General features: G+C 64.9%; 24 protein-coding genes and 1 other RNA gene. 19 read left to right on the forward strand and 6 right to left on the reverse strand.

The features are described 5' to 3' along the window. Positions 1–12: 12 nt before the first annotated feature. Entirely contained in the window at positions 13–1,590 is a 1,578-nt protein-coding gene (locus tag DIE08_RS26335) for an NADH-quinone oxidoreductase subunit NuoF (protein WP_124904435.1), read from the reverse strand. Next, positions 1,587–2,087 (reverse strand): NAD(P)H-dependent oxidoreductase subunit E, encoded by a 501-nt coding sequence (locus DIE08_RS26340; protein WP_124623570.1) that lies wholly within the window; start codon positions 2,085–2,087, stop codon positions 1,587–1,589. Before DIE08_RS26340 ends, DIE08_RS26335 begins: the two co-directional genes overlap by 4 nt. 131 nt (positions 2,088–2,218) lie before the next feature. Here DIE08_RS26340 and DIE08_RS26345 point away from each other — a divergent pair, with 131 nt between their 5' ends. From DIE08_RS26345 to DIE08_RS26355, 3 genes are all read left to right on the forward strand, one after another. Beyond that, positions 2,219–3,325: a substrate-binding domain-containing protein gene (locus DIE08_RS26345; protein ID WP_124904411.1), complete on the forward strand. Its 1,107-nt coding sequence runs from the start codon at positions 2,219–2,221 to the stop codon at positions 3,323–3,325. A gap of 101 nt (positions 3,326–3,426) precedes the next feature. Then, entirely contained in the window at positions 3,427–3,696 is a 270-nt protein-coding gene (locus DIE08_RS26350) for a hypothetical protein (RefSeq protein WP_124623574.1), read from the forward strand. Positions 3,697–4,006: 310 nt separating this feature from the next. Further along, positions 4,007–4,360 (forward strand): DUF4148 domain-containing protein, encoded by a 354-nt coding sequence (locus DIE08_RS26355; protein WP_059599002.1) that lies wholly within the window; start codon positions 4,007–4,009, stop codon positions 4,358–4,360. A gap of 260 nt (positions 4,361–4,620) precedes the next feature. On the opposite strand, the gene ssrA is transcribed toward DIE08_RS26355, so the two are convergent. The 4 genes from ssrA to ompA all read right to left on the reverse strand — a co-directional run bounded on the left by ssrA (position 4,621) and on the right by ompA (position 7,257). After that, positions 4,621–4,990: a transfer-messenger RNA gene (gene ssrA, locus DIE08_RS26360) on the reverse strand. 17 nt (positions 4,991–5,007) lie between these two features. Beyond that, positions 5,008–5,724 (reverse strand): HAD-IA family hydrolase, encoded by a 717-nt coding sequence (locus DIE08_RS26365; RefSeq protein WP_124904413.1) that lies wholly within the window; start codon positions 5,722–5,724, stop codon positions 5,008–5,010. Positions 5,725–5,737: 13 nt separating this feature from the next. Then, positions 5,738–6,436, reverse strand: a complete 699-nt coding sequence (gene ubiG, locus DIE08_RS26370; protein ID WP_044844843.1) for a bifunctional 2-polyprenyl-6-hydroxyphenol methylase/3-demethylubiquinol 3-O-methyltransferase UbiG — start codon at positions 6,434–6,436, stop codon at positions 5,738–5,740. A 152-nt stretch (positions 6,437–6,588) separates the two neighbouring features. Beyond that, complete coding sequence (gene ompA, locus DIE08_RS26375; protein WP_006400736.1) at positions 6,589–7,257, reverse strand: outer membrane protein OmpA; 669 nt, start codon at positions 7,255–7,257, stop codon at positions 6,589–6,591. A gap of 536 nt (positions 7,258–7,793) precedes the next feature. Between ompA and gyrA the strand changes: the two genes are divergently transcribed. From gyrA to cysM, 16 genes are all read left to right on the forward strand, one after another. Beyond that, complete coding sequence (gene gyrA / locus DIE08_RS26380; RefSeq protein ID WP_059599005.1) at positions 7,794–10,397, forward strand: DNA gyrase subunit A; 2,604 nt, start codon at positions 7,794–7,796, stop codon at positions 10,395–10,397. A gap of 83 nt (positions 10,398–10,480) precedes the next feature. Then, on the forward strand, positions 10,481–11,080 hold the full coding sequence (locus DIE08_RS26385) for a DUF2059 domain-containing protein (RefSeq protein ID WP_011883810.1): 600 nt from the start codon (positions 10,481–10,483) through the stop codon (positions 11,078–11,080). A 161-nt stretch (positions 11,081–11,241) separates the two neighbouring features. Then, positions 11,242–12,324 carry a 3-phosphoserine/phosphohydroxythreonine transaminase gene (gene serC / locus DIE08_RS26390; RefSeq protein WP_059530019.1) on the forward strand — a complete coding sequence of 361 codons (1,083 nt, stop codon included), beginning with the start codon at positions 11,242–11,244 and terminating at the stop codon, positions 12,322–12,324. A gap of 33 nt (positions 12,325–12,357) precedes the next feature. Further along, a complete protein-coding gene (gene pheA, locus DIE08_RS26395) occupies positions 12,358–13,440 on the forward strand; it encodes a prephenate dehydratase (protein ID WP_124904415.1) in 1,083 nt (360 codons plus the stop codon). A gap of 187 nt (positions 13,441–13,627) precedes the next feature. Beyond that, positions 13,628–14,554 (forward strand): prephenate dehydrogenase/arogenate dehydrogenase family protein, encoded by a 927-nt coding sequence (locus tag DIE08_RS26400; protein WP_124904417.1) that lies wholly within the window; start codon positions 13,628–13,630, stop codon positions 14,552–14,554. Positions 14,555–14,574: 20 nt separating this feature from the next. Beyond that, complete coding sequence (gene aroA, locus DIE08_RS26405) at positions 14,575–15,879, forward strand: 3-phosphoshikimate 1-carboxyvinyltransferase (RefSeq protein WP_124904419.1); 1,305 nt, start codon at positions 14,575–14,577, stop codon at positions 15,877–15,879. Between the two features lie 13 nt (positions 15,880–15,892). Next, a complete protein-coding gene (cmk, locus tag DIE08_RS26410) occupies positions 15,893–16,579 on the forward strand; it encodes a (d)CMP kinase (protein ID WP_059599008.1) in 687 nt (228 codons plus the stop codon). A gap of 141 nt (positions 16,580–16,720) precedes the next feature. Beyond that, positions 16,721–18,433 (forward strand): 30S ribosomal protein S1, encoded by a 1,713-nt coding sequence (rpsA, locus tag DIE08_RS26415; protein WP_059599019.1) that lies wholly within the window; start codon positions 16,721–16,723, stop codon positions 18,431–18,433. Positions 18,434–18,455: 22 nt separating this feature from the next. Next, complete coding sequence (locus DIE08_RS26420) at positions 18,456–18,779, forward strand: integration host factor subunit beta (RefSeq protein WP_006750752.1); 324 nt, start codon at positions 18,456–18,458, stop codon at positions 18,777–18,779. Between the two features lie 210 nt (positions 18,780–18,989). Then, entirely contained in the window at positions 18,990–19,283 is a 294-nt protein-coding gene (locus DIE08_RS26425; RefSeq protein WP_059530004.1) for a lipopolysaccharide assembly protein LapA domain-containing protein, read from the forward strand. A 53-nt stretch (positions 19,284–19,336) separates the two neighbouring features. Then, the gene (gene lapB / locus DIE08_RS26430; RefSeq protein ID WP_124904421.1) at positions 19,337–20,509 is read left to right on the forward strand and encodes a lipopolysaccharide assembly protein LapB; all 1,173 of its coding nucleotides are present in this window, start codon (positions 19,337–19,339) and stop codon (positions 20,507–20,509) included. 90 nt (positions 20,510–20,599) lie between these two features. After that, entirely contained in the window at positions 20,600–22,000 is a 1,401-nt protein-coding gene (locus DIE08_RS26435; RefSeq protein WP_124623408.1) for a UDP-glucose/GDP-mannose dehydrogenase family protein, read from the forward strand. A 7-nt stretch (positions 22,001–22,007) separates the two neighbouring features. Continuing rightward, entirely contained in the window at positions 22,008–22,958 is a 951-nt protein-coding gene (rfaE1, locus tag DIE08_RS26440; protein ID WP_185715895.1) for a D-glycero-beta-D-manno-heptose-7-phosphate kinase, read from the forward strand. Positions 22,959–23,022: 64 nt separating this feature from the next. Beyond that, the gene (gene rfaD / locus DIE08_RS26445) at positions 23,023–24,015 is read left to right on the forward strand and encodes an ADP-glyceromanno-heptose 6-epimerase (protein WP_124904425.1); all 993 of its coding nucleotides are present in this window, start codon (positions 23,023–23,025) and stop codon (positions 24,013–24,015) included. A gap of 73 nt (positions 24,016–24,088) precedes the next feature. Further along, on the forward strand, positions 24,089–24,433 hold the full coding sequence (locus tag DIE08_RS26450) for a helix-hairpin-helix domain-containing protein (protein WP_059599012.1): 345 nt from the start codon (positions 24,089–24,091) through the stop codon (positions 24,431–24,433). Between the two features lie 206 nt (positions 24,434–24,639). Further along, a complete protein-coding gene (cysM, locus tag DIE08_RS26455) occupies positions 24,640–25,542 on the forward strand; it encodes a cysteine synthase CysM (RefSeq protein WP_124904427.1) in 903 nt (300 codons plus the stop codon). Positions 25,543–25,561: the final 19 nt, after the last annotated feature.

The raw sequence follows: 25,561 nt of genomic DNA on the forward strand, positions 1-25,561 counted from the left end.
GCTCCTTCTGGGTCAGGCCGCAGCCTTGACCGGACCCGACGCGGCTTGCTTGCCGGCGGCGAGCCCGAAATCTTCGGGGAAATGGTCGAGCGCGGACAGCACCGGGTAAGGCGTCATCCCGCCCATCGCGCACAGCGAGCCGGCGAGCATCGTGTCGCACAGGTCGCGCAGCAGCGTGACCTGTCGCTCCGACTTATCGCCCTGGCGAATGCGTGCGATCGTCTCGACGCCGCGCGTCGATCCGATCCGGCACGGCGTGCACTTGCCGCACGATTCGATCGCGCAGAACTTCATCGCGTATTCGGCGAGCTCCGCGAGATTCGACGTGTCGTCGTGCAGCACGATGCCGCCGTGGCCAACGACCGCGCCGATTGCCGTGTACGCCTCGTAGTCGAGTGGCACGTCCCACTGGTGATCGGGCAGATAGGTGCCGAGCGGGCCGCCGACCTGGGCGGCGCGCGCGGGCCGGCCGCTTGCCGTGCCGCCGCCGTAGTCGAACAGCAGCTCGCGCAGCGTGACGCCGAACGCGAGCTCCACGAGCCCGCCGTAGCGGATGTTGCCCGCGAGTTGGAACGGCAGCGTGCCGCGCGAGCGACCCATCCCGTAGTCGCGATAGAACGCGGCGCCGCGCGCGAAGATCACCGGCGCGGTCGCGAGCGTGATCACGTTGTTGATCACGGTCGGCTGGCCGAACAGGCCGGCGAGCGCGGGCAGCGGCGGCTTCGCGCGTACGACGCCGCGCTTGCCTTCGAGCGATTCGAGCAGCGCCGTTTCCTCGCCGCACACGTAGGAGCCCGCACCCTTCGCGACGTGCAGGTCGAACGCATGCGCGGAGCCGAGCACGCGTTCGCCGAGCCAGCCGGCTTCACGGGCGCGCTCGATCGCGGTTTCCAGTGCCGCGATCGCGTGCGGGTATTCACTGCGCACGTAGATGTAGCCGAGCGTCGCGCCCGTCGCGATGCCCGCGATGATCATTCCTTCGATCAGGCAGTATGGATCGCTTTCCATGATCAGGCGATCGGAGAACGTGCCCGAATCGCCTTCGTCCGCGTTGCAGACGATGTACTTCTGCGTCGCGCTGGCCTGCCGGACGGTGCGCCACTTGATGCCGGCCGGGAAGGCTGCGCCGCCGCGGCCGCGCAGCCCCGATTCGATCAGCAATTCGCACGCGGCGCCGCCGTCGAGCGTGAGCGCGTTCTTCAGGCCGGCGAGGCCGTCGTGCTTCAAGTAATCGTCGATCGACAGTGGATCGGTCAGGCCGATGCGCGCGAACGTGAGGCGCTGCTGGCGCGCGAGATAGGGCAGGGCGTCGACTACGCCGACGCCGCTCGGATGCGCGCCGCCGTCGAGCCAGTTCGCGTCGAACAGGGCGGGCACGTCTGCGGCTGACAGGTTCGCGTAGCCGACGCGACCGGCGGCCGTGCCGACCTCGACGAGCGGCTCGAGCCACAGCAGCCCACGCGAGCCGTTGCGGATCAGTTCGATCGCGACGCCGCGCCGCTCGGCTTCCGCAACGATCGCGGCGGCGAGCGCGTCGGCGCCGAGCGCCAGCGCGGACGAGTCGCGCGGAACGTAGATGCGGGTCGTCATGCTGCCTCCGAAGTGTGCGCGGTCGCGTCGGCGAGCAGGGCGTCGAACTTTTCCGGCGTGACCTTTGCGTGCAACACGCCGTTGACCGTCATCGACGGCGATTGCGCGCACAGCCCGAGGCAGTAGACCGATTCGAGCGCGATGTCGTCCGGCGCGTGCGCGTCGGCGCCATCGCCGTGCGCCGCGTCGAATCGACAACCCGTGCGCGCTTCCGCGTGCGCGGCCAGCGCTTCGCAGCCCATGCTGCGGCACGCCTCGGCGCGGCACATCTGGATCGTCACGCGCGCGGGCGGCGCGGTGCGGAAGTGGTGATAGTAGGTGAGCACGCCGTGCACTTCGGCGCGCGACAGATTCAGCGCCTTCGCGAGCGGCGCGACGCAGCCTGCCGGCACGTAGCCTGCATCGTCCTGGATCGCATGCAGGATCGCGACGAGCGAGCGGCCGGCACGCGCGTGGCGCTCGACGAGCGCGTCGGGCGCAGGGGAATTCGGGGACATCGGTTATGCTCCTCCAAAGTCTCATATGTGCCGTCAATTCATATAGTGCACATCGGGACTTCGTCCTGATTGATTTTAAGCAACGATAAGCGGAAGATTTCGCAGTCGCAATAGGAAATCGGAGTACATAATTGATTCGAATCGAATGCGACGCGTATCTGACCGTACGCGACACGGAGGGCCGGACGGCGAGCCTGTCGGACGTCGCCCCGTTGCTGGAGCTCGTGGCCGATACGGGCAGCATCGCGCAGGCCGCGCAGGCGAAAGGTCTGTCGTATCGGCACGCGTGGGGCATGCTGCGGGCGCTTGAGGCGTGCGTCGGCGGCGAGTTGATCGAGACGGCACGCGGCAAGGGATCGACGCTGTCGGAGCTGGGGCAGGCGGTCGTCGACGCGCAGCGGCTCGCGCGCAACCGTCTCGACGGGAACCTGCGCGCGCTGGCAGCCGAGGTGGCGAGCGACCTGAACCGGCGCCTCGCGCAGCGCGACGGCGCCGTGCGCATCCATGCATCGCACGGCTACGCGGTTGCGACGCTCGTCTCCGCGCTTGTCGATTCGCAGGCAGCCGTCGACATCAAGTATCGCGAGAGCGTCGAAGCCGTGCAGGCGCTCGCGCGCGGTGAATGCGAGCTGGCCGGTTTTCATCTGCCACGCGGCGCGTTTCGCGAACAGTGCGCACAGATCTACCGGCCGTGGCTCGACGACACCCGTCACGTGCTGATTCATCTGACGCGTCGCCAGCAGGGGCTGTTCGTGCCGCGCGGCAACCCGAAGCAGGTCAGCGGGCTCGCCGATCTCGCCCGCAACGACATCCGCTTCGTCAACCGGCAGCCGGGGTCGGGCACGCGCATGCTGCTCGATCTTGCATTGCGCGCGATCGGCATCGATCCCGAGCGTATCGACGGCTATGCGTCGGCCGAACTCACGCACTCGGCGATCGCCGCGTTCGTCGCGAGCGGGATGGCGGATCTCGGCTTCGGCGTCGAGCCGGCCGCCCATCACTTCGGGCTCGATTTCATCCCGGTCGTCGACGAGGACTATTACTTTGCGTGCGAACGCGCGCAGCTCGACTCGCGACCGCTCGCCGGCGTGCTCGCCTTGCTGCGCGATGCGCGCTTCGTCGACCGCGTCGCGCATCTCGACGGCTACGATCCGGCCGCGTGCGGGACGCTGACCGGCGTCGCGAACGGATTCGCCGGCATCGCCGGGGGCCGTATGCCGGACGGCAATGTACGGTAACGGGGACGCGCGCGAACCGCGCTGCAGCAGCGAGGGATTTGCGCTACGCTTGCCGCTTGATCAACGTTCCAACAAGCACGCCGTTCAGGCGTCATCCCGCCATGAAACTATCCGTTCCTTTCTCCGCGGCAGCGTTGACCGCAGGGCTTCTTGTTGCCGTTTCGCCATTGGCGCTCGCGCAGAATTCACCCGGCCTGCCCGGCGGGATCCTGAGCGACCAGTTCCGCCTGAACGAGCATCCGCAGATGCCGTTCGCGGCGTCGGCGCCGTCGCAGAAATACCAGAACGGCAAGAAGTCGGCATTGCGCCGCAAGGGCGATTTGGGGGACCCGAACGGCTGCAACCTGAAGTGTCCGATGGACACACAATAAGCAGGCGCTGACGCGCCGGGTTGTCGACGCCGCGATCGTTTGTCCAACCCGCGCCGTTGCCGCGCGGTTCCTTTCGAGCCCCGCAGGGTGTGCTGCCCGGCGGGGCTTATGCTTTGTGGCTCGGCCTCGCATAGTGTGATCGTGCGGGGGCTGGACCAGATCCGTACCATCCTAGGGTTAACCCTTGTTTCGGGAAGGATGTCTTCCTGAAACCTGCCTTATTCTTAAGCACGCGCCTACATAAACTTCGGTTTGTCAGCGATGAACGGGTGTTCACCGCGAAATCAGACAAATCTGGAGGTAGGTCATCATGAAGTCGCTCGTTCAAGCCGTTGTCGTTGCTGCTGCTCTCGTTGCCCCGGTCGTGTCGTTCGCGCAGTCCGGCTCGGCACTCACCCGCGCACAGGTTCGTGCCGAACTGGTTCAGCTCCAGCAGGCCGGTTACAACACCGCCCGCGGCGAAGATCCGCATTATCCGGAAGCGATCCAGGCCGCCACGGCGCGTGTCGCAGAGCAACAGCGCAGCGCGCTCGCCCAGGCGCAAGGCGCCGACGCCAGCGGTTATGGCGCGCAGGTGCAAGGCGCATCGGCAGCGGGTTCGCGTGCGATCGGCGTGCGTCCGGCCAGTGCAGAAGAAATGAAGTCGCTGTATCGCGGCAGCTAAGCTGCTCATCGCCCGGTGAGGCCGTGCTGCGCGTGCGATGACGCGTCGCGTGCCGGGCAGGGTGCCGTCCGCCGCGGTCGATCACCGTGCGGGCGACGCCGAACATCCGTCACCTCCTGCCGTCGGAATGCTGGCGGCATTCCGCCCGGCCCGTCCGGGGCTGGGCGCTTTTTCGGAAGGCACGGGACGTTCGGCTTCCCCGGCAACAAAAAACCCCGCAGACTCGCGTCGTGCGGGGTTCGTGCGTCAAGCGCGAAATTTGGTGGAGGCGGCGGGAATCGAACCCGCGTCCAGAAGCGCTCCACGACTAGTTCTACATGTTTAGTTCAGTCATTTGATTTAACCGCAGCGACGCGGACGAACACGCTGCACTACGGCGATTCGCTAGATTTTCGACCCTGGCGTCGCGACGCCGACAGGGCTTAACTGACGTAAATGACCTCTGGCGGTATTGCTACCGGTCTTGCGACACTAGCCCGTCAGTGAACTAGGCAGAGGACGGCGGCCGTTAGGCTGCCAGTGCGAACGTATCGTCGTTTGCAGTTACGATTTTCCCATTGATTAACGAGGTGACGGGTCCTCGACATGCCCTAGCCGCTTCACAACCCCTGTCGAAACCAGGTCGCCCCCGCGGATAAGATTCACCATTATAGCCCAACATGGCGCAGCAGTTCGCGCAGTTCCTGCGTCGTGCCGACGAGATGCTGCGCCTGCCAATCAGCCGGCGCGACGCCCTCACCGCAGTAGCCGTACGCGGCCGCGACCGTCGCCATCCCCGCCGCGCTGCCAGCCTGGATGTCGCGAAGATCGTCGCCGACGTAGACGATGCGCTCCGGCGCGAGCGTCATTTGTTCCGCCGCATGCAACAGCGGGGCCGGATGCGGTTTCGAGTGCGGCGTTGTGTCGCCCCCGACGATGCAGGCCGCGCGCGGCGCGAGGCCGAGCAGGTCGGCGAGCGGCGCGGTGAGACGCATCGCCTTGTTCGTGACGATGCCCCAGCGCACGCCGCGTCCATCGAGTTCGTCGAGCACGTCGCCGATGCCGGGGAACAGCACTGTGTGCACGCAGATGTCGGTCGCGTAATTGGTCAGGAACTCGTCGCGCATCGCATCGTAGCCGGGCGAATGCGGATCGATTCCGAATGCGCCGCCGAGCAGGCCCCGCGCACCGGCCGATGCCAGCGGCCGCAGCACGTCGAGCGACGTTTCGGGCAGGCCGCGCACGCGCTGCATCTTGTGGACTGCAGCGGCGAGATCGGGCGCCGTGTCGGCGAGCGTGCCGTCGAGGTCGAACAGCACGGCATCGCAGTGCAGCAGGCGCGGCGCGTCGAATGCGGGCCGCTCGGTCGAAAGGGGAATCGTCATGCCGGTCGGAGGGTCACGCGCCTCGGCGGCACGCGACGAGATAGTTGATGTCGGTGTCATTCGACAGCGCGAAGCGCTTGCCGATCGGGTGATATGTAATACCCTTGATCTCCACGATGTGCAGATCGGTCCCGCGCACGAAGCTCGCCAGTTCCGACGGGCGGATGAAGCGCGCGTAGTCGTGGGTGCCCTTCGGCAGCATCTGCGCGATGTACTCAGCGCCGATTACCGCGAACAGGTAGGACTTCAGGTTGCGGTTCAGCGTGGAGAAGAACACCCAGCCGCCCGGCTTCACGAGCGTCGCGCACGCGGCGACGACGCCGGCCGGCGAAGGCACGTGCTCGAGCATCTCCATGCAGGTGACGACGTCGTAAGTGCCCGGCTCGCGTTCGGCGATCGCTTCGGCGGCGATCGCCTCGTAGTCGACCGTGATGCCGCTTTCGAGGCTGTGCAGGTCGGCGACGCCGAGCGCTTCGGTCGACAGGTCGATGCCTTTCACCTGGGCGCCGAGCCCGGCCATTGATTCGGACAGGATGCCGCCGCCGCAGCCGATATCGAGTGCGCGCTTGCCGGCGAGGTGCGCATGCGAATCGATCCAGCCGAGCCGGACCGGATTCAGGTCGTGCAAGGGCTTGAATTCGGCATTCGGGTCCCACCACCGATGGGCGAGGTCGCTGAATTTCTGGAGTTCGTGCGGATCGGCGTTGGTCATGTCGGCAAACGGGCTACGGAAGGAGGGCGGTGCGTCGGTACGTCAGCCCCGAGTATATAAGGGGGCGCACAACGAGGCCAGCGAGCGCCTGGACGGGCGTCAAAGAAAAAGCCCCGCCGGAGCGGGGCTTTGAAGCAGTCGAAAACCGCGGCTTACTGCGCCGGAACGGTCGTCTTCTGAACTTCTTGCGTACCGACCACTTCGACTTCCACGCGGCGGTCCGGTGCGAGGCAGGCGATCAGTTGCTTGCGGTTCTTCTGGTTGCAGCCGGTCGTGACCGGGTTGCGCTTGCCCTTGCCTTCCGTGTAGATCTTGTTGGCCGGGACACCCTTGCTGACCAGGTACGACTTGACGGCTTGTGCGCGGCGCAGCGACAGGCGGTCGTTGTACTTGTCCGAACCGATGCGGTCCGTGTAGCCCGTAGCGACGACCACTTCCGTGTTCATGCCCTGGATCTTCGAAGCCAGTTCGTCCAGCTTTTGCTTGCCCAGCGGCTTGAGCGTTGCCTTGTCGAAGTCGAACAGTGCGTCGGCTTGGTACGTGATCTTCTGGCTCGTGATGGCCGGAGCAACCGGAGCGACCGGCGGCTGCGGTGCCTGGGCGACCAGTGCGCCATCGCACTTCGCGTTGGCGGTGGCCGGCGTCCAGAACGCGTCACGCCAGCAGAGCTCGTTCGTGCCGTTCATCCACACCCATTCGCCCGTGCCGTTCACCCAGTTGTCGTTGACGGCTTGACGCGACGCCGGCACCGACTGTGCCGAAGCGGATGCAGCCATAACTGCGGTAGCTGCAATGAACGCGAGCTTTGAAAGTTTATTCATATTTCTCCTCTCGAAATTGAGATTACCGCAGGTTTACTGCGAGCCTGTTGACGGTGACAAGTCATACATTGCTCGAAGTATAACATTGGTGCGGCACAAAAAACGCGGCACCGCTCTGTGTAGACTTCGAGCAGCGTCTAACTTTCAGTGCGTTGGCATTTTGCCATATCGTTCCCTTCCTACGAAAAAAAATCCTCCCCACCCCAAGATCGCTTCAACTTTGTGGTGCATGCGCAACACCTGCCTGCCGCAACTTTCAGGGATTGTCAAGAGTGTGTCCGCGAAATTGCATGAAGGGCCGCAAGGGTTTACGCGCATGCGTGACAAGGGTCCGAGCGCCCTGGGCTTCCTGAATGGGGCGCAATCATGGCCGGTCCGGGATGCCTTTGCCATGGGCCGTGATTTTTGCTGTTTACATATAGAGGGGGTGGCGAATTGGCGGCTGATGCGTGCATGTTAGAATCTCGCGTTGCGTTGCGCATGCAGCGCCCACGCGAAAGGCGTTCGCCGTCTTCGCTCCGAAACGATACGGATACATGGATCAATTCGCCAAAGAGACCCTGCCCACCTCCCTAGAGGAGGAAATGCGCCGTTCGTATCTCGATTACGCGATGAGCGTGATCGTCGGACGTGCCCTTCCGGATGTCCGCGATGGCCTGAAGCCCGTGCACCGGCGCGTACTGTTCGCGATGCACGAACTGAACAACGACTGGAACCGCGCGTACAAGAAATCGGCGCGTATCGTCGGTGATGTGATCGGTAAGTATCACCCTCACGGCGATACCGCGGTGTACGACACGATCGTGCGGATGGCGCAGGACTTCTCGCTGCGCTACATGCTGATCGACGGACAGGGCAACTTCGGCTCGATCGACGGTGACAATGCCGCGGCGATGCGTTACACCGAAATTCGCATGGCGAAGATCGGTCACGAGTTGCTCGCCGACATCGACAAGGAAACGGTCGACTTCGAGCCGAACTACGACGGTAACGAGATGCAGCCGTCGGTCCTGCCGTCGCGCATCCCGAACCTGCTGATCAACGGCTCGTCGGGTATCGCGGTCGGCATGGCGACCAATATCCCGCCGCACAACCTGAACGAAGTCGTCGACGCGTGCCAGCACCTGCTGAACAACCCGGAAGCGACGATCGACGAGCTGATCGAGATCATCCCGGCGCCGGACTTCCCGACGGCCGGCATCATCTACGGTGTCGCCGGCGTGCGCGACGGCTATCGCACCGGGCGCGGCCGCGTCGTGATGCGCGCGGCCACGCACTTCGAGGAGATCGACCGCGGTCAGCGGATGGCGATCATCGTCGACGAGCTGCCGTACCAGGTGAACAAGCGCTCGCTGCTCGAGCGTATCGCCGAGCTCGTCAACGAGAAGAAGCTCGAGGGCATCTCCGACATCCGCGACGAGTCCGACAAGAGCGGCATGCGCGTCGTGATCGAGCTGAAGCGCGGCGAAGTGCCCGAAGTGGTGCTGAACAACCTGTACAAGGCGACGCAGCTGCAGGACACGTTCGGCATGAACATGGTCGCGCTGGTCGACGGCCAGCCGAAGCTGCTGAACCTGAAGGAAATCCTGCAGTGCTTCCTGTCGCATCGACGCGAAGTGCTGACGCGCCGCACGATCTACGAACTGCGCAAGGCGCGCGAACGCGGCCACGTGCTCGAAGGTCTCGCGGTCGCGCTCGCGAACATCGACGAGTTCATCGCGATCATCAAGGCAGCGCCGACGCCGCCGATCGCGAAGCAGGAGTTGATGGCGAAGCCGTGGGATTCGTCGCTCGTGCGCGATATGCTGACGCGCGCCGAGGCCGAGAACGCGTCGGCGGGCGGCCGCTCCGCGTACCGTCCGGAAGGCCTGAACCCGGCGTTCGGGATGCAGGCCGACGGGCTGTACCGTCTGTCCGACACGCAGGCGCAGGAAATCCTGCAGATGCGTCTGCAGCGCCTGACCGGTCTCGAGCAGGACAAGATCATCGGCGAGTACCGCGAAGTGATGGCGCAGATCGCCGACCTGCTGGACATCCTCGCGCGCCCCGAGCGGATCACGACGATGATCGGCGAGGAGCTGACGGCGGTGAAGGCCGAATTCGGCGACGCACGCCGTTCGAAGATCGAGCTGAACGCGACCGAACTGAATACCGAAGACCTGATCACGCCGCAGGACATGGTCGTCACGATGTCGCACGCGGGCTACGTGAAGTCGCAGCCGCTGTCCGAGTATCGCGCGCAGAAGCGCGGCGGCCGCGGCAAGCAGGCGACGCAGATGAAGGAAGACGACTGGATCGAGACGCTGTTCATCGCGAACACCCACGACTACATCCTGTGCTTCTCGAACCGCGGTCGCGTGTACTGGGTCAAGGTCTATGAAGTGCCGCAGGGCTCGCGCAACTCGCGCGGCCGTCCGATCGTCAACATGTTCCCGCTGCAGGAAGGCGAGAAGATCAACGTCGTGCTGCCGGTCAAGGAGTTCTCGGCCGACAAGTTCATCTTCATGGCGACGTCGCTCGGCACCGTGAAGAAGACGCCGCTCGAAGCATTCAGCCGTCCGATGAAGAAGGGCATCATCGCGGTCGGCCTCGACGACGGCGACTTCCTGATCGGTGCATCGATCACCGACGGTGCGCACGACGTGATGCTGTTCTCCGACGCCGGCAAGGCCGTTCGCTTCGACGAGAACGACGTGCGTCCGATGGGTCGCGAAGCGCGCGGTGTGCGCGGCATGCAGCTCGAGGACGGGCAGCAGGTCATCGCGATGCTGGTCGCGGGCAGCGAGGAGCAGACCGTGCTCACCGCGACCGAGAACGGCTACGGCAAGCGCACGCCGATCACCGAGTACACGCGCCACGGCCGCGGTACGAAGGGTATGATCGCGATCCAGACGTCCGAGCGCAACGGCAAGGTCGTGGCCGCGACGCTCGTCGACGCCGAGGATCAGATCATGCTGATTACGACGGCCGGCGTGTTGATTCGCACCCGCGTATCCGAGATTCGCGAGATGGGGCGTGCCACGCAAGGTGTTACACTCATCAGTCTCGATGAGGGTACCAAGCTTTCTGGCCTGCAGCAGATCGCGGAGGCCGAAGAGGGCGATGGCGAGGCCGACGAGGCGTCGGACGGCGAAGCCTGAAGAACGGATGAGACTCTGGCCGCCGCGGGCGTGAAGCGCCGCGGCCGGCGAGCAACCATTCATATTTCCAAAAGGGAGTGATGATGCAAAAGCAATTCAAGCAACTGGTTCTGCTGGCTGCACTGGTGCCGACGTTCGCGATGGCGCAAGCGCTGTCGAATTCCGCACCGGCTGCGACCGCGGCAGCTGCGCCGATCGACGCCGACAAGAAGGCGGCGATCAAGGATCTGCTCGACGCGATCGACGCGCCGAAGCTCGTGTCGGCAATCGGCAACAGCGCCGAGATGCAGGCAAAGCAACTCGTGCCGGCGATCCTGTCGGACGCGCTGTCGGAAAACAAGACGCTGAACGACAAGCAAAAGCAAGCCGCCGTGCCGACGCTGCAGAAGAACGCGGTGCCGAAGCTGGTTGACGGCGCGGGCAAGGTGTTCGGCACGCAGCAGTTCCAGAACGACGCGATGTCGGCTCAGTACGACGCTTACGCGAAGTACTACAGCACGTCGGAGATCAAGGATCTGACGACGTTCTACAAGAGCCCGACGGGCCGCAAGTTCATCCAGGTTCAGGATCAGGTCGGTCGCGACGTGGTCAACGGCCTGATGCAGAAGTACATGCCGCAAGCGATCCAGGCAACGCGTACGCAGGCTGACAAGGAAGTCGCTGCAGTCAAGCCGGGCAAGTAAGCCGTCCGGGCACGCCGCCCGGCCGTTCGGCCGGGTTTGGCGGGAGCCTGATGACAGTGCGATAATGGCCGTTTGCGCGCGAGCGCAAGCGGCCATTCCTTTTCTGGCGCGGTTCTTTCTGCCGGCGGCAAGCCGGTCGCGTCCCTCCCGAGGTTTTCACGATGCGCGTCTTTAATTTCTCCGCCGGTCCTGCGGCGCTCCCCGAGGAAGTGCTGCGGCAGGCCGCCGACGAAATGCTCGACTGGCACGGCAGCGGCATGAGCGTGATGGAGATGAGCCATCGCGGCAAGGAATTCATGTCGATCCACGAGGCAGCGCTGACCGACCTGCGCGAGCTGCTCGATGTGCCGGCCAGCCACCGGATCCTGTTCCTGCAGGGCGGCGGCATTGCCGAGAACGCGATCGTGCCGATGAACCTGCTTGGTTCGCGCAAGACCGCCGACTTCGTCGTGACGGGTTCGTGGTCGCAGAAGTCGTTCAACGAAGCGAAGAAATACGGCACGCCGCATCTGGCCGCATCCGGCAAGACGGCCGACGGTTTCACGCGCGCGCCCGCCCGCGCCGAATGGCAGCTGTCGGACGATCCGGCCTACGTGCATCTGTGCACGAACGAGACGATCGACGGCGTCGAGACGTTCGAGATTCCCGACCTCGGCGACGTGCCGCTCGTCGCGGACGTGTCGTCACACATTCTGTCGCGTCCGATGGACGTCGCGAAGTACGGCGTGCTGTTCGGCGGCGCGCAGAAGAACATCGGGATGGCCGGCGTGACGGTCGTGATCGTGCGAGAGGATCTGCTCGATCGCGCGCTGTCGATCTGCCCGTCCGCATTCGAATGGAAGACCGTCGCCGCGAACAACTCGCTGTACAACACGCCGCCTACCTATGCGATCTACATCGCGGGCCTCGTGTTCCAGTGGCTGAAGCGGCAGGGTGGCCTCGAGGCGATCGAGGCGCGCAATATCGAGAAGGCGAAGCTGCTCTACGACACGATCGATGCGAGCAGTTTCTATCTGAACAAGGTCGAGCCGGCGGTGCGGTCGCGTATGAACGTGCCCTTTTTCCTGGCCGACGAAACGCGCAACGAAGACTTCCTTGCCGGCGCAAAGGCGCGCGGGCTGCTGCAGCTGAAGGGCCACAAGTCCGTCGGCGGCATGCGGGCGTCGATCTACAACGCGGTGCCGCTCGAGGGCGTGAAAGCGCTCGTCGAGTACATGAAGGACTTCGAACAGCGCGGCGCCTGAGCGCGCGCTGTTCAAACAGCACGGCAACTACGCATGGACGACGAACTGAATTCCCGCCTGAAACCGCTGCGCGACCGCATCGACGCGATCGACGCGCAGCTGATCGCGCTCCTCAACCAGCGCGCCGCGGTGGCGCTCGAGGTGGGCGAGGTCAAGAAGCATTTCAACGCGCCGGTGTTCCGGCCGGAGCGCGAGCTGCAGGTGATCGCGCGCCTGCAGGACATGAGCGCGGGACCGCTCGCGAGCGAGCACATTAGCGCCATCTGGCGCGAGATCATGGCCGCGAGCCGCGCGCTCGAACAGACGATCCACGTCGCGTTCCTCGGGCCGGTCGGCACGTACAGCGAACAGGCGATGTTCGAGTACTTCGGCCAGTCGATCGAAGGGCTGCCGTGTCCGTCGATCGATGAGGTATTCCGCTCGGTCGAGGCAGGCGCGTCCGCATTCGGCATCGCGCCGGTCGAGAACTCGACCGAAGGTGCGGTGTCGCGCACGCTCGACCTGCTGCTGCAGACGCAGTTGCTGATCAGCGGTGAACTCGCGCTGCCGATCCATCACAACCTGCTCACGCAGAGCGGCACGCTCGACGGCGTGACGCGCGTCTGCGCGCATGCGCAGGCGCTCGCGCAATGCCAGCAGTGGCTTGCCGCGAACGCGCCGCAGCTCGAGCGGCAAGCGGTGTCGAGCAATGCGGAGGCCGCGCGTCTCGCGGCGGCGGATCCGGGCGTCGCGGCGATCGCAGGCGACCGCGCGGCCGCGCACTATGGCCTGCAGATCGCGTTCTCGCTGATTCAGGACGATCCGCACAATCGCACGCGCTTCGTGATCGTCGGCAAGCAGCCGGCCGGGCAGAGCGGTCACGACCAGACGTCGCTGATCGTGTCGGTGAAGAACGAGCCGGGCGCGGTGTTCAAGCTGCTCGAACCGCTCGCGCGGCACGGTGTGTCGATGACGCGCTTCGAGTCGCGCCCGGCGCGGGTCGGCACGTGGGAGTATTACTTCTACATCGACATCGAAGGGCACCGGGACGAGCCAGCCGTGGCCGCCGCGCTCGCGGAGCTCGGCCAGAAGGCCGCGTTCCTGAAGATACTCGGTTCGTATCCGCGCGCGCGCTGACGCGCAGCGGCCCGTCGCCTGCACTGAGCAGGCGGCGCGGCGAAGCGGGCGGGGCAGGCCGGGCGGCGCTGCCCAAGGCGGGTTCGGGCGGTATCCGGTGCAGGTCGCGCCGGGTGCGGGCCCGTTGCCCGGAATCTGGACTTCCGTGCGCGGGGCGTCGTTCCGCGCGCGTCACTTGGCTCTTGTCGTGTCAGGCTTTGCATTCAACAAACTTGTCATCTTCGGCGTCGGCCTGATCGGCGGATCGCTGGCGCGCGCGCTGCGCGAGCGCACACCGGGTGGCGCGGGCGAAGTCGTCGGCGTCGGTCGTTCGCGTGCAACGGTCGATCGCGCGCTCGCGCTCGGCGTGATCGATCGCGCGGTGGCGCTCGACGACGATGCGCAACTGCGCGACGCACTTGCCGGCGCCGATCTCGTATTGCTGGCTGCGCCCGTCGCGCAAACGGGCCCGTTGCTCGCGCGCATCGCGCCGTGGCTTGACGCTGCGACGATCGTCACCGACGCTGGCAGTACCAAGTCCGACGTCGTTACGGCGGCACGCGATGCGCTCGGTGCGCGGATTGCGCAATTCGTGCCGGGCCATCCGATCGCCGGGCGCGAATCGAGCGGCGTCGAGGCCGCGCTGCCGGATCTGTACGTCGGTCGCAACGTCGTGCTGTGTCCGTTGCCGGAGAACGCGCCCGAAGCGGTCGCGCGGATCGACGCGATGTGGCGGGCGACCGGCGCCGACGTGCGCACCATGAGCACGGCGCAGCACGATCGCGTGTTCGCGTCGATCAGTCATCTGCCGCACGTGCTGTCGTTCGCGCTCGTAGAGCAAATTCTCGGCGAGACGGATGCCGAACTGAAATTCTCGTACGCGGCGGGCGGCTTCCGCGACTTCACGCGGATCGCGGCGTCGAGCCCGGAAATGTGGCGCGACGTGTGTGTCGCGAACCGCGCGGCGCTGCTCGATGAACTCGACGGCTACACGCGCGTGCTCGCCCGGCTGCGTGCGGCGATCGACGCCGGCGATGGCGCGGCGCTCGAAGCCGTGTTCACTCGCTCGCGTGCTGCACGCAAGGCCTGGCAGGAACGTGGCGCGCAGCCCACTGCCGAACCGGTCAAGAAATAACAGGAAACAGGACGATTCCCATGGACTATCTCGATCTCGGCCCATATTCCAGCGCGTCGGGTACCGTGCGCCTGCCCGGCTCGAAAAGCATCTCGAACCGCGTGCTGCTGCTCGCGGCGCTTGCTGAAGGCGATACGACGATCACCAACCTGCTGGATTCCGACGACACGCGCGTGATGCTCGACGCGCTCGGCAAGCTTGGTGTGAAGCTCGCGCGCGAGGGCGACACCTGTGTCGTCACCGGCACGCGCGGCGCGTTCACCGCGAAGACCGCCGATCTGTTCCTCGGCAACGCGGGCACCGCGGTGCGACCGTTGACGGCGGCGCTCGCAGTCAACGGCGGCGACTATCGTGTGCACGGCGTGCCGCGCATGCACGAGCGGCCGATCGGCGACCTCGTCGACGGCCTGCGGCAGATCGGCGCGCAGATCGACTACGAGCAAGACGAAGGCTTTCCGCCGCTGCGGATCAAGCCTGCCGCGATCACGGTCGACGCGCCGATCCGCGTGCGCGGCGACGTGTCGAGCCAGTTCCTCACCGCGCTGCTGATGACGCTGCCGCTCGTGAAGGCGAAGGACGGCAGGATCGTCGTCGAAGTCGACGGCGAATTGATCTCGAAGCCGTACATCGACATCACGATCCGGCTGATGGCGCGCTTCGGCGTGACCGTCGAGCGCGACGGCTGGCAGCGCTTCGTCGTGCCGGCCGGCGTCCGCTACCGTTCGCCGGGGCGCATCATGGTCGAGGGCGATGCATCGTCGGCCTCGTACTTCCTCGCGGCCGGCGCGCTCGGCGGCGGCCCGCTGCGCGTCGAGGGCGTGGGGCGCGCGAGCATCCAGGGCGACGTCGGCTTCGCGAACGCGCTGATGCAGATGGGTGCGAACGTATCGATGGGCGACGACTGGATCGAAGTGCGCGGCATCGGCCATGACCATGGCAAGCTCGAGCCGATCGACATGGACTTCAACCTGATTCCCGACGCGGCGATGACCATCGCGGTCGCGGCGCTGTTCGCGAGCGGCACGAGCACGCTGCGCAACATCGCGAGCTGGCGCGTGAAGGAAACCGACCGCATCGCCGCGATGGCGACCGAACTGCGCAAGGTCGGCGCGATCGTCGAGGAAGGCCCGGACTATCTGGTCGTTACGCCGCCGCAACGGCTCACGCCGAATGCAGCGATCGACACGTACGACGATCACCGGATGGCGATGTGCTTCTCGCTCGTCAGCCTGGGCGGTGTGCCCGTGCGGATCAACGATCCGAAGTGCGTCGGCAAGACGTTCCCCGACTATTTCGACCGCTTTGCCGCGCTCGCCAAAGCCTGACCCGACAGTTCCGATGAAATCGACCCGACCCTTTCACCCGACCCCCGTCATCACGATCGACGGTCCGACCGCTTCCGGCAAGGGGACCGTCGCGGCGCTCGTCGCCGCGCATCTCGGCTTTCACCTGCTCGACAGCGGCGCGCTGTACCGGCTCGCCGCGCTCGCGAGCGTGCGCTACGGCATCGCGGCGGAGGATGTCGACGCGCTCGTGAAGCTGATCGACGATCTTCACATCACGTTCCGCGAGGGCTGCGCGCAGCTCGACGGCGTCGACGTGTCGAACGACATCCGCGCCGAAGCGGTCGGCAACCGCGCGTCGGCCATTGCCGTGCACGGGCCGGTGCGTACCGCGCTCGTCGCGCGCCAGCGCGCGTTCCGCAAGACGCCGGGCCTCGTTGCCGACGGCCGCGACATGGGCACTGTGATCTTCCCGGACGCCGTGCTGAAGGTGTTCCTGACGGCCAGTGCCGAGGCTCGCGCGACCAGGCGGCATAAGCAATTGATGCAAAAAGGTTTTTCTGCTAATATTGATAACTTGCTCCGGGATCTTCGTGAACGTGACGCGCGCGACAGCAATCGCGCAGCCGCGCCGCTGAAGCCTGCGGCAGATGCCAAGCTGCTCGATACGTCGGCGCTTTCGGTTGATGAAGCAGTCGACCAGGTGCTGCAGTGGTACCGAACGCTCGGTCAGCCCGCCTGAGAAGGCGGGCAGCAGTAGGTGCTTTGCGCGAGAAGCGCGGAGCGTGTTTCGAACCCTTAACCCCGTGTGGCTTCGATCTGGCCCTTTCAGCCTGCCATTCCGGCCGGCGTGGCACAGCGATCCATGCACAATCAGATTTTTATGTCCGACCTGCAAACCTCCAACCCGAATACTGAATCTTTCGCGGCTCTGTTCGAAGAGTCGCTGACCCGCCAAGACATGCGCGCCGGCGAAGTGATTTCCGCCGAAGTCGTGCGCGTCGACCACAACTTCGTGGTCGTCAATGCAGGCCTGAAGTCCGAGGCTTACATTCCGATCGAGGAATTCCTGAACGATCAGGGCGAGGTTGAGGTGCAGTCGGGCGATTTCGTGTCCGTCGCGATCGACGCACTCGAAAACGGCTACGGCGACACGATCCTGTCGCGCGACAAGGCGAAGCGCCTTGCATCGTGGCTGTCGCTGGAAAAGGCTCTCGACAACAACGAACTCGTCACCGGCACGATCACCGGCAAGGTGAAGGGCGGCATGACCGTGATGGTCAACGGCATCCGCGCGTTCCTGCCGGGTTCGCTGGTCGACACGCGTCCGGTCAAGGACACGACCCCGTACGAAGGCAAGACGCTCGAGTTCCGCGTGATCAAGCTCGATCGCAAGCGTAACAACGTCGTGCTGTCGCGTCGTGCAGTGATCGAAGCAACGCAAGGCGAAGAGCGCGCAAAGCTGCTCGAGACGCTGAAGGAAGGCGCGATCGTCAACGGCGTGGTCAAGAACATCACCGACTACGGCGCGTTCGTCGACCTCGGCGGCATCGACGGCCTGCTGCACATCACCGACATCGCATGGCGTCGTGTGCGTCACCCGAGCGAAGTCCTGTCGGTTGGCCAGGAAGTCACCGCGAAGATCCTCAAGTTCGATCAAGAAAAGAACCGCGTCTCGCTGGGCATCAAGCAACTGGGCGACGATCCGTGGGAAGGCATCTCGCGCCGTTACCCGTCGGGCACGCGCCTGTTCGGCAAGGTCACGAACATCACCGACTACGGCGCATTCGTCGAAGTGGAATCGGGCATCGAAGGCCTCGTCCACGTGTCGGAAATGGACTGGACCAACAAGAACGTTGCTCCGTCGAAGGTTGTCCAGCTGGGCGACGAAGTCGAAGTCATGGTCCTCGAGATCGACGAAGACCGTCGTCGTATCAGCCTCGGCATGAAGCAGTGCAAGCCGAATCCGTGGGATGACTTCAGCCGCAACTTCAAGAAGGGCGACAAGATCACGGGCGCAATCAAGTCGATCACCGACTTCGGCGTGTTCATCGGTCTGCCGGGCGGCATCGACGGCCTGGTCCACCTGTCGGACCTCTCGTGGAGCGAAGCCGGCGAAGAAGCCGTTCGCAAGTACAAGAAGGGCGACGAAGTCGAAGCGATCGTGCTCGGTATCGACGTCGAGAAGGAGCGTATTTCGCTCGGCATCAAGCAGCTCGAAGGCGACCCGTTCAGCAACTACGTTGCAATGAACGACAAGGGTTCGATCGTCGACGGCGTGGTGAAGTCGGTCGATGCGAAGGGTGCGGTCGTCACGCTGACGGGCGACATCGAAGGCTACCTGCGCGCGTCGGAAATCTCGCAGGATCGCGTCGAAGACGCACGCAACGTGCTGAAGGAAGGCGACAAGGTCAACGCGATGGTGATCAACATCGATCGCAAGTCGCGTGGCATCAACCTGTCGATCAAGGCGAAGGATTCGGCTGAACAACAGGAAGCGATCCGCGGCCTGCAGTCGGACACCAGCGCTGCTGCGACCGGTACGACCAACCTCGGCGCGCTGCTGAAGGCGAAGCTCGACGGCCAGAACCAGTAAGCCTCACGAGGTCTGCTGAAGTATGACCAAATCCGAGTTGGTCGCGCAGCTGGCACTGCGATTTCCGCAACTTGTCCTCAAGGATGCGGATTTCGCGGTGAAAACGATGCTCGATGCAATGTCCGACGCTTTGTCGAAAGGGCATCGCATCGAAATTCGGGGTTTCGGCAGCTTCGGCCTCAACCGTCGCCCGGCGCGCGTTGGGCGCAACCCGAAGTCGGGGGAGAAAGTGCAGGTGCCCGAGAAGTTCGTGCCTCACTTCAAGCCCGGCAAGGAATTGCGTGAACGCGTCGACGGCCGCGCCGGCGAGCCGCTGAAAGCTGATGATCCGGACGACGAGCGTTGAGCGTCGTGCGGCTTGCCCGGAATCCGTCCAGCGAAGGCTGAAGAAAAAAGCGCCCCTTGCGGGCGCTTTTTTCATTTCCGGCGGCCGCGTGACAACGTGTACCCGCAGGATGTGCGGTGACGCGGAAACGCTTCCTTTACAATACGGGTCGATTCGGCGCCGCGAAGGGGAGTCGCGCGCCACGGCAAACCTCAACAAAGAGAGGGCTACATGAAGTTTATCGTCTGGCTGATCCGGGTATTGGTGTTCGTGCTGTTGCTGGTGCTCGCGCTGGCCAATACGCAAACCGCGACGCTGAATTTCGTTGCCGGCTACGCATGGCAAGCACCGCTGATCCTGATCGGCCTCGCGTTCTTCGTCGTGGGGCTGCTGGCCGGCCTGCTGTCCGCGCTGCCGGCGATCTTCCGCATGCGCCTCGAGAACGGGCGCCTGAAGCGCGATCTGCGTACGGCGCGCGAAACCCCGGCCGTCGTCGACCAGCCGCCGATGCCGCCCGTCATTTAACACGGACGCCGCGCGACCCTGGCGCGGTATTCGTCTCTGCTTCGATATTTCGCATGGATCTGGATTTTTGGTGGTTGCTCGCGATTCCGGTGGCGTTCGCGCTCGGCTGGGCGGCGTCACGCTATGACCTGAAGAACCTCCTGTCGGAGAGCGCCAACCTGCCGCGATCGTATTTCCGCGGCCTGAACTTTCTGTTGAACGAACAACCGGACAAGGCGATCGACGCGTTCATCGAGGTCGCGAAGCTCGACCCCGAGACGGTCGAGTTGCACTTCGCGCTCGGCAACCTGTTTCGCCGCCGTGGCGAAACGGACCGTGCGATCCGCGTGCACCAGAACCTGCTGAGCCGCACGGACCTGCCGGTGAACGAGCGCGACCACGCGCTGTACGAGCTCGGCCAGGATTTCCTGAAGGCCGGCCTGCTCGATCGTGCGGAGGAGACCTTCCACCGGCTCGCCGATGGCGATTACGCGCTGGGCGCGCAGCGGGCGCTGCTGACGATCTACGAGATCGAGAAGGACTGGAACAAGTCGATCGATACCGCGAAACGCATCGAATCGATGAGCGACAAGCCGCTCGGCACCGAAATCGCGCAGTTCCATTGCGAACTCGCGCAGGAGGCGCTGCAACGCAAGAACGCCGCGGCTGCGGCCGATCAATTGAAGCTCGCGCTTGCAGCGAACCCGCAGAACGTCCGCGCGACGATCCTGTCCGGCGACGCCGCGCAGGCGGCGGGCGATCACGCGGCCGCGATCGAGCACTGGAAGCGTGTCGAAGCGCAGAATCCGGCGTATCTGCCGCTCGTCGCCGACAAGCTGATGAAGGCCTACGTCGCGCTCGGCAAGCCGGTCGAGGGTGCCGAGCTGCTGATGGGCTACGTCGATCGTTATACGTCGAACGACCTGCTCGATATTGCTTATCAGCACATCGCCGGGTTGAGCGGCCAGGAAGCGGCGCACACACTCGCGCGCACGCAGATGGAGAAGTCGCCGAACCTGTCGGGCATGCTGCACCTGCTCGATGCGCAGATCGCGGCCGCCGACGAGCCGCGCCGTAAGGAACTTGAAATGATGCGTGCGCTGATCAAGCAGCGCACCAAGAATCTGCCACGCTATACGTGCCAGAATTGCGGTTTCCGGGCACGGCTCTTCTACTGGCAGTGCCCCGGATGCAGCGGCTGGGAAACCTATGCGCCGCGCCGCGTCGAACCTGCGATGCCGGGCTGATCCCGGCGTTCGACGCGTTAGCGCTGCGGTTGTCGCCGGGCCCGCTCCGGCGGCCAAGTTAGTCATTTACCGGGACGTACCGGAACATCTATGAAAATCACCATCATCGGCACTGGCTATGTCGGTCTCGTCACGGGCTCCTGCCTCGCCGAGATCGGCCACGACGTCTTCTGTCTGGATGTCGATCCGCGCAAGATCGAGATCCTGAACAACGGCGGGATGCCGATTCACGAACCGGGCCTGCTGGACATCATCGCGCGCAACCGCGCGGCAGGACGTCTGCGCTTCTCGACCGACATCGAGGCGAGCGTTGCCCACGGTGAGATCCAGTTCATCGCGGTCGGCACACCGCCCGACGAGGACGGTTCGGCCGACCTGCAATACGTGCTCGAGGCGGCGCGCAACATCGGCCGGTACATGACCGGTTTCAAGGTGATCGTCGACAAGTCGACGGTGCCGGTCGGCACCGCGCAGCGCGTGCGCGCAGTGGTCGACGAGGCACTCGGCGCGCGCGGCCTTGCGGGCAGCGTCGCGCACCGTTTCTCGGTCGTGTCGAATCCGGAATTCCTGAAGGAAGGCGCGGCAGTCGAGGACTTCATGCGCCCTGACCGAATCATCATCGGTGTCGACGACGACGAGACGGGCACGGTGGCGCGCGAGAAGATGAAGAAGCTGTACGCGCCATTCAACCGCAATCACGAGCGCACGATCTACATGGACGTGCGTTCGGCGGAATTCGCGAAATATGCGGCGAATGCGATGCTCGCAACGCGCATTTCGTTCATGAACGAAATGTCGAATCTCGCCGACAAGGTCGGTGCCGACATCGAAGCCGTGCGCCGCGGGATCGGTTCCGATCCGCGCATCGGCTATCACTTCCTGTACGCGGGCGTTGGTTACGGCGGCTCGTGCTTCCCGAAGGACGTGCAGGCGTTGATTCGCACCGCGAGCGAAAACGGTCAGCCGCTGCGCATCCTGGAGGCCGTCGAAGCGGCCAACTCCGCACAGAAGGACGTGCTGATCGGCAAGATCGAGCAGCGCTTCGGCGCAGACCTGAACGGTCGCGAATTCGCGGTCTGGGGCCTCGCGTTCAAGCCGAACACGGACGACATGCGCGAGGCGCCGAGCCGTCGGCTGATCGCCGCGCTGCTCGGGCGTGGCGCGACCGTGCGCGCGTACGATCCGGTCGCGATCGACGAGGCGCGCCGTGTGTTCGCGCTCGATCTCGGTGAGGCTCCCGACGCGCTTGCACGCCTGCACTTCGTCGATACCCAGGACGCGGCCGTGACCGCCGCGGATGCGCTCGTGATCGTCACCGAATGGAAGGAATTCAGGAGCCCGGATTTCACTCGCCTGAAGGCCGAACTGAAGGCGCCGGTGATCTTCGACGGACGCAATCTGTACGAGCCGGACGCGATGGCCGAACTGGGCATCGACTACCATGCGATCGGGCGTCCGCATGTCGACCCCCAGTCCTCTCCCCGTGGATGAACGCACGATGACTACCCTTCGCGAAGTGGTGCCGGTACCGCGCGCGCAGCTCGCGCGTTCGCGCGTGCTCGTGGTCGGTGACGTGATGCTCGACCGCTACTGGTTCGGCAACGTCGAGCGCATTTCTCCGGAAGCACCGGTTCCTGTCGTGCACGTGCGGCGCCAGGAAGAGCGGCTTGGCGGTGCGGCCAACGTCGCGCGCAACGCGGTGACGCTCGGCGGTCAGGCCGGGCTCCTGTGCGTGGTTGGCTGCGACGAGCCGGGCGAGCGCATCGTCGAATTGCTCGACAGCAGCGGTGTGACGCCCCATCTCGAACGCGATGCGTCACTGCCGACGACGATCAAGCTGCGCGTGCTCGCGCGCCAGCAGCAGCTGCTGCGCGTCGACTTCGAGGCGATGCCGACGCACGAGGTGCTGCTCGCCGGGCTCGCGCGTTTCGATGCGCTGCTGCCGCAGCACGACGTCGTGCTGATGTCGGATTACGCGAAAGGCGGTCTGACGCACGTGACCACGATGATCGAGAAGGCGCGCGCGGCCGGCAAGCCGGTGCTCGTCGATCCAAAGGGCGGCGACTGGGCGCGCTATCGCGGCGCATCGCTGATCACGCCGAACCGTGCCGAGTTGCGCGAGGTCATCGGCCAGTGGCAATCGGAAGACGACCTGCGCGCGCGTGTCGCGAAGCTGCGTGCGGAGCTCGATCTCGACGCGTTGCTGCTCACACGTTCGGAAGAGGGGATGACGCTTTTTTCCGCAGCGGGCGAACTGCACGCACCGGCGCTCGCGCGCGAGGTGTATGACGTGTCCGGCGCAGGCGATACCGTGATCGCGACGGTCGCGACGATGCTCGGTGCCGGCGTGCCGCTCGTCGATGCCGTCGTGCTCGCGAACCGTGCGGCAGGCATCGTGGTCGGCAAGCTGGGTACGGCCACGGTAGCCTACGACGAGCTGTTTCACTGAGCGCATTCGGCGGCGCGCCGAGCGGGCCGCACGTATTTCTTGCAGTTTTTCAGGCAGAACGACCATGACCATCATCGTCACCGGCGCAGCCGGTTTTATCGGCGCGAACATCGTCAAGGCGCTCAACGAGCGCGGCGAGTCGCGCATCATCGCGGTCGACAATCTGACGCGCGCGGACAAGTTCCGCAATCTCGTCGATTGCGAGATCGACGACTATCTCGACAAGACGGAATTCGTCGAGCGCTTCGCGCGCGGCGATTTCGGCAAGGTACGCGCGGTGTTCCATGAAGGCGCCTGTTCGGACACGATGGAAACCGACGGCCGCTACATGATGGACAACAACTTCCGCTACAGTCGCGCGGTGCTCGATGCGTGCCTCGCGCAGGGCGCGCAGTTCCTGTACGCGTCGTCGGCCGCGATCTACGGCGGCTCGACGCGTTTCGTCGAGGAGCGCGAAGTCGAGGCGCCGCTGAACGTCTACGGCTATTCGAAGTTCCTGTTCGACCAGGTGATCCGCCGCGTGCTGCCGAGCGCGAAGAGCCAGATCGCCGGGTTCCGCTACTTCAACGTGTACGGTCCGCGCGAGACACACAAGGGCCGCATGGCGTCGGTCGCGTTCCACAACTTCAACCAGTTCCGGGCGGAAGGCAAGGTCAAGCTGTTCGGCGAGTACAACGGTTATGCGCCGGGTGAGCAGACGCGCGACTTCGTGTCGGTCGAGGACGTCGCGAAGGTGAACCTGTTCTTCTTCGATCATCCGGAGAAATCGGGCATCTTCAACCTCGGCACCGGCCGGGCACAACCGTTCAACGACATCGCATCGACGGTCGTGAACACGCTGCGCGCGCTCGACAACCTGCCGCCGCTGACGCTCGCGCAGCAGGTCGAGCAAGGGCTGATCGAGTACGTACCGTTCCCGGATGCGCTGCGCGGCAAGTACCAGTGCTTCACGCAGGCCGACCAGACGAAACTGCATGCTGCCGGCTACGATGCGCCGTTCCTGACGGTGCAGGAAGGTGTCGATCGCTACGTGCGTTGGCTATCCGGCCAGGTTTAAGCCTGCGCGTCGCATCGCTAGACTGGGTCTCACGGTCGGCAGCCGCCGACCGTTTTCATCGGAGATCCAGTACATGATCAGGAAATGGTTTGCCGCCGCCGCCATGTTCGGCGCGATCGCGTCGGCCTGGGCGGCCGTCGACGTCAACACCGCGAACGAAGATGCACTCGTCGGCATCAAGGGCATCGGTCCCGCGCGAGCGAAGGCGATTCTCGACGAGCGCGGTGCACGGGGGGCTTTCAGGAATGCAGACGATCTCGCATCGCGCGTGAAAGGCATGGGCGGCCATACGGTCGAGCGCCTTCAGCGGGAAGGGTTGACGATCGGTACGGCCGGCCCAGGTGCTGCGGCACCGGCCGCGGGCAAGCCCGCGGCGGCGACGCCGGCTGCGGCACCTGCCCGCACCGCGCAGAAGTAACGCACGCAAGACAAAGGGCTCCTTCAGCCGCCGTCGTTGCGACGGCTTCCCGCGGCATGCCGCGGGTTTTTTGCGTGCATGCTGCAAATGCACACTCGTCAATCGTGCGGCACATCTATTCCATCGTCACAATGGGGTTGCCGGCGCGAGCCCCGGTGCTGGTTTACAATCAATCGATTGATCGGCCTCGCACTCACGGTATCTCCATGGCTTACAAAACTATCGAAGACACGATCGGCAACACGCCGCTCGTGCAACTGGTCCGCCTGCCGGACGACGAGATTCGCGCACGCAACAACGTGCTGCTCGCGAAGCTGGAAGGGAACAATCCGGCCGGCTCCGTGAAGGATCGCCCTGCGCTGTCGATGGTCAGCAAGGCCGAGGCGCGCGGTCGCATCAAGCCGGGCGATACGCTGATCGAGGCGACGAGCGGCAACACGGGCATCGCGCTCGCGATGGCAGCGGCGATCCGTGGCTACAAGATGGTGCTGATCATGCCGGAAGATCTGTCGATCGAGCGTCGCCAGAGCATGGCCGCCTACGGCGCCGAAATCATCCTGACGCCCGTAAAGGGCGGGATGGAACTGGCGCGCGACCTCGCGGAGCAGATGCAGCGCGAAGGCAAGGGGGTGATCCTCGATCAGTTCGGGAACCCCGACAATCCGATCGCGCACTACGAAGGAACAGGCCCGGAGATCTGGCGCGACACCGAGGGGCGCGTCACGCACTTCGTGTCGGCGATGGGCACGACGGGCACGATCATGGGCACGTCGCGCTTTCTGAAGGAACAGAATCCGGCGATCGAGATCGTCGGCGCGCAGCCGGAAGAAGGGTCGCGTATTCCGGGCATTCGCAAGTGGCCGGAAGCCTATATGCCGACGATCTTCGATCGCAGCCGCGTCGATCGCGTCGAGAGCGTGAGTCAGGCCGCGTCCGAAACGATGGCGCGTCGGCTCGCGGCCGTCGAAGGCATCTTTGCCGGCATCTCGTCGGGTGGCGCATGCGAAGTCGCGATGCGTATCGCGCGTCAGGTCGAGAACGCGACGATCGTGTTCATCGTCTGCGATCGCGGCGACCGCTACCTGTCGACCGGCGTATTTCCTGCCTGAGCCTGAACGGCATCAGCAG

Origin of the sequence: Burkholderia sp. Bp9004, from assembly GCF_003858025.1 — a bacterium.
GTDB lineage: Bacteria > Pseudomonadota > Gammaproteobacteria > Burkholderiales > Burkholderiaceae > Burkholderia > Burkholderia diffusa.